Source organism: Herpetosiphon geysericola (genome assembly GCF_001306135.1).
Taxonomy (GTDB): Bacteria; Chloroflexota; Chloroflexia; order Chloroflexales; family Herpetosiphonaceae; genus Herpetosiphon; species Herpetosiphon geysericola.
Window position 1 is genome coordinate 167,737 of record NZ_LGKP01000013.1, and the last position, 9,607, is coordinate 177,343.

General features: G+C 48.6%; 10 protein-coding genes. 7 read left to right on the forward strand and 3 right to left on the reverse strand.

The genetic code is table 11. The features are described 5' to 3' along the window. Positions 1-447 carry a response regulator gene (locus tag SE18_RS08350; RefSeq protein WP_054533981.1) on the forward strand — a complete coding sequence of 149 codons (447 nt, stop codon included), beginning with the start codon at positions 1-3 and terminating at the stop codon, positions 445-447. A 3-nt stretch (positions 448-450) separates the two neighbouring features. Then, positions 451-2,148: an ATP-binding response regulator gene (locus tag SE18_RS08355; RefSeq protein ID WP_054533982.1), complete on the forward strand. Its 1,698-nt coding sequence runs from the start codon at positions 451-453 to the stop codon at positions 2,146-2,148. Between the two features lie 188 nt (positions 2,149-2,336). On the opposite strand, the gene SE18_RS08360 is transcribed toward SE18_RS08355, so the two are convergent. Both SE18_RS08360 and SE18_RS08365 read right to left on the reverse strand, forming a co-directional pair. Further along, positions 2,337-2,795 carry a hypothetical protein gene (locus SE18_RS08360; protein WP_054533983.1) on the reverse strand — a complete coding sequence of 153 codons (459 nt, stop codon included), beginning with the start codon at positions 2,793-2,795 and terminating at the stop codon, positions 2,337-2,339. Between the two features lie 143 nt (positions 2,796-2,938). Beyond that, positions 2,939-3,145 (reverse strand): response regulator transcription factor, encoded by a 207-nt coding sequence (locus tag SE18_RS08365; RefSeq protein WP_054533984.1) that lies wholly within the window; start codon positions 3,143-3,145, stop codon positions 2,939-2,941. A 207-nt stretch (positions 3,146-3,352) separates the two neighbouring features. Here SE18_RS08365 and SE18_RS08370 point away from each other — a divergent pair, with 207 nt between their 5' ends. Beyond that, a complete protein-coding gene (locus tag SE18_RS08370) occupies positions 3,353-4,507 on the forward strand; it encodes a helix-turn-helix domain-containing protein (protein WP_054533985.1) in 1,155 nt (384 codons plus the stop codon). Between the two features lie 112 nt (positions 4,508-4,619). Here the strand turns inward: SE18_RS08370 and SE18_RS08375 are convergent, their stop codons facing one another. Further along, positions 4,620-5,066 (reverse strand): glyoxalase/bleomycin resistance/extradiol dioxygenase family protein, encoded by a 447-nt coding sequence (locus tag SE18_RS08375; RefSeq protein ID WP_054533986.1) that lies wholly within the window; start codon positions 5,064-5,066, stop codon positions 4,620-4,622. Between the two features lie 121 nt (positions 5,067-5,187). On the opposite strand from SE18_RS08375, the gene SE18_RS08380 reads away from it, so the two are divergent. The 4 genes from SE18_RS08380 (at position 5,188) to SE18_RS08395 (ending at position 9,381) form a co-directional block, all read left to right on the forward strand. Further along, entirely contained in the window at positions 5,188-6,138 is a 951-nt protein-coding gene (locus SE18_RS08380; protein WP_054533987.1) for a helix-turn-helix transcriptional regulator, read from the forward strand. A 107-nt stretch (positions 6,139-6,245) separates the two neighbouring features. Beyond that, complete coding sequence (locus SE18_RS08385; protein WP_054533988.1) at positions 6,246-7,403, forward strand: hypothetical protein; 1,158 nt, start codon at positions 6,246-6,248, stop codon at positions 7,401-7,403. A gap of 121 nt (positions 7,404-7,524) precedes the next feature. Then, positions 7,525-8,037, forward strand: a complete 513-nt coding sequence (locus SE18_RS08390) for a hypothetical protein (RefSeq protein WP_054533989.1) — start codon at positions 7,525-7,527, stop codon at positions 8,035-8,037. Positions 8,038-8,145: 108 nt separating this feature from the next. Next, positions 8,146-9,381: a cytochrome P450 family protein gene (locus SE18_RS08395; protein ID WP_054533990.1), complete on the forward strand. Its 1,236-nt coding sequence runs from the start codon at positions 8,146-8,148 to the stop codon at positions 9,379-9,381. Positions 9,382-9,607 lie beyond the last annotated feature (226 nt).

A 9,607-nucleotide genomic window follows, 5' to 3' on the forward strand; every position in this document is an offset into this window, starting at 1 on the left:
ATGTATCAAACATTACGCAAACGCCAACTCTTAGTCATTGATGATAGTGATGAAGACTGTGCTCTGATTGAGCGCAGTTTTTCGCGTTTTAATCCAACGCTGGAGATTGTGCGTTGTTACGATGGCGATCAAGCACTGCATTTGTTACACGAAACATCGGTGACGCTGCCACGCAGTTCGTTGCCCGACCTGATTCTCTTGGATTTGAATCTGCCTGCAATGGATGGGTTTACGGTTCTAGCTCAGATCAAAACCTCACCAGTGTTGCGCCAAATTCCGGTTGTTATCCTTACTACATCAGCTAATCCCGATGCAATCACCCGTTGCTATCAGGATGGAGCCAATAGCTATCTGGTTAAATCGCTTAATGTCGCAGGCTTTCAACAGACGATGCATGTTCTCTATCGGTATTGGTTTGAGGTCGTGTGTCATCCTTATGGACGGTAATGAATGCTCGATTCATATGCTTGGACTATTTTGATTCTTGATGATCAGGAGGCTGATCGCTATCGCTATCGACGCCTAATTCAGCGCGATCAGGCCGCAACCTATCGGGTACTCGAAGCCGAAACTGCTGACCAAGCGCGGCAGATTTGGCAAACAACCGCCTTGGATGTGCTAATTCTTGATTATTCGCTGCCACCTACCGATGGCTTGCAAGTGTTGATCGAGATTCTTGCCTATCCCCACGATCATGAAGTAGCCTGCATTATGCTGACTGGGGTTGGCAATGAACAGGTTGCGGTCGAGGCCATGAAGCATGGCGCCTACGACTACGTTGTCAAATCGACGGCCCTTGATCAGACCTTTATGATTACGCTCCAAAAAACGATCGAGCGGGTTCAGTTGCGCCGCCAGATTGTGGCCCAGCAAGCGGCGTTGCAGGCAACCAACCAACAATTGCGCGCAGCATTGATCACCCAAGCGCGCACCGAGGCCCAAGCAACATGTTTGGCCGAAATTGGCATGCTTCTGTATCGCTTGCAAACCGACCCGGCGAGCATTACTGGGGTGTTGGAACGGATTATTCAGACGCTTGGCCAAGGTTGGCTTTGTTTTGTGGCCTTGCTTGACCGTGATGAGCAATGGTTGCCTGAACTTGCGCTGGCGAGTGCGCCCGATTGTGCAGCGCTTGGCGCGCAAATAATGCATGCCTATGCAAGCGATCCTCATGTTCAGCGCTGTTTAACCCAGATTATTCTGGCCGCAGATAGTCTGGAATTTGCCCAACTTGTCAGTACAACCACGCTCTTTCCCGTTGATGGCGGAAGCCAACTGTTTGCCTTGCAATCAGCCCATCATTGTTATGGAATCTTTGGCATTTATCAATCAGTAGCGATCGAGTCTGCGGCAATTGATCCCCAGTTTCTGCAAGAGATTTGCTTGCGCCTGACCAATGCATTCGAGCATGCTGCGCTTTATCGCGATGCCCAAACCGCAATTGCCGATCGCGAAGCTTTTTTATCGATCGCGTCGCACGAACTCAAAAATCCTTTGGCTGGCTTACTTGGACGCACTCAATTATTACAACGCCGTATGGCCCGCTCAGCACCACTCGCCCAGATGCAAGCTGATCTGACGATGATTCTTGAACAAGGCAATCGGCTGAATACGTTGCTAAGCGAGTTGCTGGATATTTCGCGCCTGACGGAAGGCCAACTTGAAATTCAGCGCCAACCAGTCGACATTGGCTCGTTGCTTGATGATGTGCTGCTTGCGATCCAAGCAATGACCACCCGTCATCATATCGTTCAAGTTTCAGCGCCTGGCTCAATGATGGTCTATGGCGATGCCCGACGCTTAGAGCAGGTGTTGATGAATTTACTGCAAAATGCGGTTAAATATAGCCCCGACGGGGGCACCATTACGGTCGAGGCAACCATGCTCGCCCACGAGGTCAGCATCCAAATTCACGATCAAGGGATTGGGATTCCCAAAACAGCCTTGCCCCATGTGTTCAAACGCTTTTATCGTGTGCCATCAGCGCGCATGCAGATGATCTCTGGCTCTGGGATTGGCTTGTATGTGGTGAAAGAAATTGTGGCGGCTCACGGCGGCAGTATTGAGATCGAATCCCACGAAGGCATCGGCAGTTGCTTTACGATTCGGATTCCAACCATGAGTTCTGAACTACCAACAACGGAGTAGAATCACGCAACGCACTGCTAACTCCAGCTCATTACGCATTGCTCCGAGGCATTGCTGTGTTCAGTCTTGTTCTGATGCTGATAATGCTTCGTTGTGCGATCCTTTTTCAGTTTGAGTAACTATGATTTTATTTAATCATGCTTAGTGGGAGCACTTAATTAGAAGTGCTCCCACTAAGCCGTTATTCACTATTGCACAAAGGCGCAGGATGTGGCCGTAGTGACTCCGGGTTGCATATCATCGCTTGAAGTATTATTATCTATTTCGCAGTAAATATTGGTTGAACCATTGGCGGTGATTGTAAAATAATATCTTTCCCCCCAATCAGCATAGGCAAAAACATCTACATACAATTGCTCACCTGAAGCTACTTGCGAAAACAGATATTTGGTGACGCAATTATTGATTGCCCCGTAGCCTGCCCATGTGTTCCACTGAACAGGTGCAGTTGCACCCCAATAAATGTCATGGCTCATCGCTGAGGCGATACAATAGGTGGCATAAATATCGCCACCATAGCGATTGAAGCGCATATAGGTCATCACTGGTGCTGCCTCGGGGGCGGCAGCGGCTGCTTGCGGTTGGGGAACGATCAAGGCACTGAAAACCAGCAACAATGCAGCCAACATCGATAACAATTTCTTCATTCTAGGTTCCTCCTCAATAAATCGAGCGGATTCGATCACTGGTGGATATTCTGCGCGGCCTTGCATTGCCCATAGTATAAAATGCGCAGGCTTTGAACCCAATCAGGGATAACCCTGTAAAACATTAATGTGCAATCGGCAAGCTATTTTAAAAGCTCAAGCAGCAATTGGACGCGGCCATCGACGGCAAATGTCCTATAGGCAAGCGTTAGGTATTGTTCAACGGTCTTAATCGCGATACTCATGGTGTTGGCAATCTCTTTATTTGATTTGCCCTCCAACAGCAACATGACGACTGCTCGAACTTGTGGTGTGAGTTGCAAGAGCTTGGTTTGGGTCGTGGTTTTCATGCTGGCATCCTTCCTGAAGCGAATGCCATTGCGCAATGGGTAAAAACTCATTAATGAGTTAGCGTGATTAATCACCCTAAGCTTAGGCCAATAAATCCAATCAGCCTTTGACGATCATCAAATCTCATGTCAAAATTGCAGTCAAATCATCGCAAACGTATGCAGGACACATGGATTGGTCTAGATCTATAGGCAAAGGAGCTAGCCTTGGGTGAAAAACGATCACTGCTTCAACGCAATGATGGATTTATCAACTATGCTGAGGTATTCGACTATTTTCTGCGCAGTAAGTGGAAACCACGAACGATTATTGACTTGGCAGAAGCGCTAGGGGTTAAGCCACAAACAATTTACAATTGGAAGAATAATTCGACTGTACCCAACGAACGAGTTGTGCTCGATACCATTGGCAAAGTCTTTGCACTTTCGGCAATTGAAATCGAAGCCTTGATTCTTGCAACTGGGAAAGTTCCAAAGCCCCAACAGTATTCAATTAGCGAAGTCATCGAGTATCTCCAAGGCTTCGAGCAGCAGTTGCATCACGTTCAAACTCCAACCCTCAAGCAACTGCCACAAAGCCCAACGAACCCGCCAGAAAAAACTGCCTTGCAGCAGCGCAGGCCTGGCGGCCAAAAAGTACGGCTGGCAAGCGCTCAACTGCTGATCCTTTGGCTTTTGTATCTGTCGATTGATGGCTTCGTCTTTCGACCGAAAATGGCTGCTGCACTGCCCTCGATTGATGATCCACAGCTGGTGCTGGCAAACGCCCAACAATGGAAGAGTCTCTTTCACGACGCATTTGATGATAATCGCCATGGATGGGTGGTTGGCACACGCGGCGATTCATCTGCCAGCCTTGTATCTGAAATAACTGATGGGCGCTATGTATTGACAGCAACCGCCTTAAGAGCTGAAGGTGCGCTCGCGTGGGATACCCAAACGCTTGTTCCTGCGGTTGGTAATTTCTATGTCACCTTTGATCTGCAACAGCTCAAAGGTGATCCTGATAACGATGCAGGCATTGCGCTACGGATGCGTGGCAACATTAATCACGAAGATAGTTACTTTGTGTATCTCAAACAACCATCAAAGCGCATGGTGATGCGGAAGTTACACAAGGATTTAAATACATTGAGCGATATTATCCTCAGTGATATATACCGTGATTTGCCGAATAAGTTTGAAATTATTGCCTATGATAGCTATTTCTGGATCTATATGAATGGAACGTTTGTCGCAAAAGTGTTCGATGATGCCATAGCCGAGGGAACAATCAATTTTATGATGCGCCTGCCGTTGCAAGGCTCTACTGCAACCTATGCCTATGATAATTTTGAAGTTCGTATGCCAGTGCAAAATTGAAGCAGCCATACGCCGAAAGAATGCTAATGAGCTATTATTGTTATCTGCCGTATACCAAAAGCCCCTCGCCATAAACGAGAGGCTTTTTTAATGGTTTTTTGCGAATTACCGTTTAGGCGACATCAAAGCTCCATGTAACCCCAAAGCGATCGGTCAGCATTCCAAAGAGCTGCGCCCAGGGCGATTGGGCGATTGGCTCGATGATCGTTGCCTCAACTGCCAGTTGCTGCCACAGTTCCAACAATTCGTTAGGCTGCTCGCCGCGCAAGGCAATAAAGAATGGTGCTTGGGTGATCGTCATGCCATGTTCGCGGTAGGTTGTAGGCTGCGTTGCTGGAGCCGCTTCTGGAGTTGGGACATCGTAGGCCATCAGCTGAAAGCCGCTATCGGCAACGACTTGGCCCCACACAACCTGATTGGCAAGCGGTGTTGCTTGCGGTGCACCAAAATCGCCGTAGGTTCGCACTATCAGCGTGCCGCCAAATACAGCCTGATAAAATTCGAGCGCTTGGCGAGCGTTGCCATGAAAGTTCAAATGGGTAATTGCGGTGATTGACATCGGATGGCTCCTTGCTTGATGATTGCTGAAATGAGCAGCGACAGCACAACAACTGCTATCTACCAAGGAGTATAGAGTATGATTAGGTCAGAATCAGTCCTAATTAATGAAAGATACGTGTATGTATAGTCCAACCACCCGTTTATTGACGATCCTCGAATTATTGCAATCGCATCGCCAGCTGAGTGGTTCGCAATTGGCCAGTCGGCTCGAAATTAGCCCGCGCTCAATCCGCCGCTATATTGTGATGTTGCAGGATATGGGGATTCCAATTGAGGCCGAGCGTGGCCCAGATGGGGCCTACTATCTCGGTCGCGGGGTTAAACTGCCGCCGCTGATGATCAACAATCAAGAAGCAAGCGCCTTGGTGCTGGGCTTACTCGTGCTTCAGGCCTTTCACTTTCCTGTTGAGCTGGTGGCCATCGAGGGTGCGCTCGCCAAGCTTGAGCGGGTTATGCCCGAAGCGCTCTTGGAGCAGGTGCGAGCCTTGCAAGCAGCGCTAAGTTTTAATGTTGTGGCTTCACCAACTACATTGCAGCCGAGCATAGTTGCGCGCTTGAGTTTAGCGGTGCATAAATGCCAATCGCTCAGCATGCGCTATATGTCACTCAGCGGAACTGAATCAACCAGACTGTTTGACGCATATGGAATTGTGTATTATCAAGGTTTTTGGTATGCGGTGGGTTTTTGCCATACACGCCGCGATCTACGCACCTTTCGGCTTGATCGGATCAGCGAGCTACAAGCAACAGATCATACATTCGATCAACCTGAGGGTTTTGATCCTATCCAGCATGTGCATAACGCCTTTGCCACCATGCCCGGCCAGTATCCAGTTGAGATTTTGCTTGAAACCAGTATGAGCCACGTACAGCAGGTGTTGCCGCCAGCTGCTGGCAGCTTTGAAGCAACCCCGGCAGGCATTCTTTGGCGGCGTGAGGTCGCTGATTTATGGCCCACCGCATTATTGCTGCTCAAGTTCGATTTTCCTGTGATTATCCGTCAGCCACCAGAGCTACGGACGATTATGCAGCAACTTGCAGCCAAAGCGTTGCGTTTATCCGAAGAATAGGCTTGGCAAGCCCTGAAATAGCCTGCGCGGTTTGGCTCAAACCGTTTGGGCAATTGGATTGATTACTTTATAATAGGTGTATTGATCGTTCTGTTAGGGGAGAACTTATGGTACAGTTTGAGGGCTTAGATAGGATTGATTGGGCTGGGTTGCGCCATGCGTATGGTGAAGCAAGTGATACCCCAAGCCTTTTGCGCGCATTACTTGCTCCCGATGAGGAGCTTCGGACTGAAGCGCTTGATAAATTGGAAAGTTCTCTCGTCCACCAAGGGAGTGTCTATCCAGCAAGTCTGGCAGCGATCCCTTTTTTGATCGAAGTGGTTGCCGATCAGTCCTACCCCCTGCGGGTTAGTATTCTGAGTTTACTCACCGATATTGCCCAAGGCCATAGCTGGTGTGATGCACACCAGAGTTTCATGCAGCTTGTGGGAATGAATGATGCGGCATTTAATGAGCAGCTCGAGCAAGAATTACTGGTTGTTGCCCAAATTAAACAAGCATTTCAAGCGCAGCTGGCATTTTTCATGGAGTTGTTCCATGATCCAGATAAACAAATTTGGCGGCAAGCTCTGAACATCGTAGCCGAGATTAAGCCGACTGATGCCGATCAAGCGTACATTATTGATAGTGTGCTCAACCACGCTAATGTAGATTATCGAGCTGATTGTTTAATCTTGCTCAGTCGGTGGCAAAGCGATCACATCCTTACCACTGCTCAACGCTTGTTGGATACGCCAACCGATGATTTGCTCAAGCTCGTTGCTACAATTAGGTACATCTTTCATAGCGTCCCTGCGCCTATCCCCGACCAACTGTTTGCCCATATTGGGCATGTGATCGAACATCACGACCCCGCCCTGATCGAACATTACGAAGCATTGGCATTAACCAATGGCTTTTGGTTCGATTTGGCCTGCTGTTTGGCCTGCGGCGATGCTGCTACCCGAGAAGCCTATATTCCCTATTTTATTGAGGCGCTGCTTAACCATAAACACAACGATTCGTATTGGAATGCTGCATTACTGGCAGCGTTTGGCAGCTTTGATGTTGATCCTGAGCATATTCCAACGCCTTTGCAGCGGCAGATTGTGGCAATTATCGCCGATGTTGCGTATGAGAAAGTTGGAGTTGTGTTTACAAATCCGCTTAGCCTCTTAGATCAATTTGGCTTGCCACACACCAGTCGGGAGCTTGATCGTTATTTGGGCTATCCAAACGCTGACCATGCGAGTTTAGAAGAGCATAGCAAACCCAATCAACAATAACAACAGCCAAGCCTTGGCCTGAGCAGTAGCTTGTATTCGAAAAATAGTTTGATGAGATTACTGTTTCGTACCAAGCATAGGATTATTACCACACTATAGAATTGCGAATTGAGGCAATACCATGCGACGTTGGCTAGGAGTTGGAGTTGGAGTTGGATTGATCGTGCTGGTTGGGATGGTTTGGTTTGCATTTACCGGATTTGAGGCGGCGGAACCTCGGCGCGCGGTGTATCGTGGCTCAGGGGCTAACGTTGCACTATGGGGCGATGCATTTACGAAGGCAGGAGTGCTGGTGCAATCAACGACCGATCCGCTACCAACCGATTCATTGAGTATCCTCTATCTTGATGCAGAAGCACTCAATCTGATTGATCTGGAGTGGTTGCGGACGCAATATGGCCGCGAAACCATGATTGTCGGGGTTGACGTGCAAGCGATTGTCTTGAGTACAAGCCTAAACAGTCCGTTGACGGCGGACAATCTGGCCTTGCGCGAAGATGCGATTATTACATCGACTGCCCTGAAAATAAACGGAATGTTTAAAAACGGAGAAAGCTTAGGCGTAAGCTATTCTTCCGACATTAGCCGCTTGATTAGCGAAACTCAGGAAGAATATCGCAGCAGTACCGAGTGATGGTGGCTAGCATTTGATCACAACATCGGGCCGATAATCCTATACAAACCTCCTAGAATCAACTACTATGAAGCGGAGATGCTTTTAGTTGTGTCAAGGAGAATTTGGATGCAGCGTTTAGCGCAAGAACAAACGTCAATTCCTGCAATCATCAACCTCACTGATCGTCAGTTTAAGGCTGATCCGTTTACGGTGTATGCCCGTTTGCGCCGCGATCGTCCAGTTGCTAAAGCCAAGCTTGGCTCAATGCAAACCTGGATTGTGACCCGCTACGCTGATGTGGTTGAGATTCTGAAAAATGATCGACTGTTTGTCAAAAACTATAAAAATGCCCAATCCTTGGAGCAACAACGCAAACGACCTTGGATGCCCAAAATCTTTGAGGCGCTTGAATCGAATATGCTTGATCAAGATAGCCCTGACCATGGCCGCTTGCGCTCGTTAGTGCATAAAGCCTTCACACCCCAACGAGTTGAGGAAATGCGCCCACGCATTCAGCAGATTGCCGAAGCTTTGTTAATTAGCACCCAACAACGTGGCCGAGGCGATTTGATTGCCGATTTCGCCTTGCCCTTGCCGCTAACGGTCATCGTCGAGTTATTGGGCATTCCCAGCGAAGATCGCCAGAAATTTCATCGTTGGTCAAAATATGTTTTGAGCACGCCAACCATTGGCAATGTGTTACTGGCAATTCCGGCGATTATGGCGCAGATGAAGTATCTTAAACAATTATTTGCCAAACGCCGCAACCAACCGCAAGCCGATTTACTCACCGCCTTGGTGCAGGCCGAAGCCGATGGTGATCGCTTTAGCGAAGACGAATTAGTGGCGATGGTCTTTTTGTTGATGCTGGCTGGCCACGAAACAACCGTCAATTTGCTTTCATCAGGCACGTTGGCCTTGTTGCAAAACCCTGAGCAATTGGCCTTATTACGCCGTTCGCCAGAGCTGATCAAATCGGCAGTTGAGGAGTTAGTGCGATTTACGGCTCCGGTTGAAACCGCCACCGAGCGCTATGCTGCCGAAGATGTAATCGTTGCTGATACCAAAATTGCCAAGGGCGATCTGCTATTGGTGGCGTTGGCCTCAGCCAACCGTGATCCACAGCAATTTGTTAATCCTGATGAACTAGACATAACACGCGAAAAGAATCGTCACGTTGGCTTTGGGCTGGGGATTCACTATTGCTTAGGTGCACCATTGGCCCGCATGGAAGCCCAAATTGGACTGCAATTGCTCTTTGACCTGCGGCCAAATTTGCGCTTAACGGTGCCCGCTGAGCAATTGCGTTGGCGCTCAACCGCCGTTGTGCGTGGTTTGCAACGCTTGCCGGTTGCATGGTAGTGGTTTGCGCAAAGCAGCGCCATCAAGCGAATAGTTGATGGCGCTGCTTTATTCTTGACATAATAAAATTCAGCACTTACTTAACTTACTTATGGGTTTACGCCTGATGTGAGTTATGATGTGAGTTATGAGGAAAGAATCCCTTGACAAAGCAAGACGGAAGCCCGACGATGGAAGTGTCTAGCCACCATCAGAAGGAGTTCCGTCCATGCCCAGTATACCATTT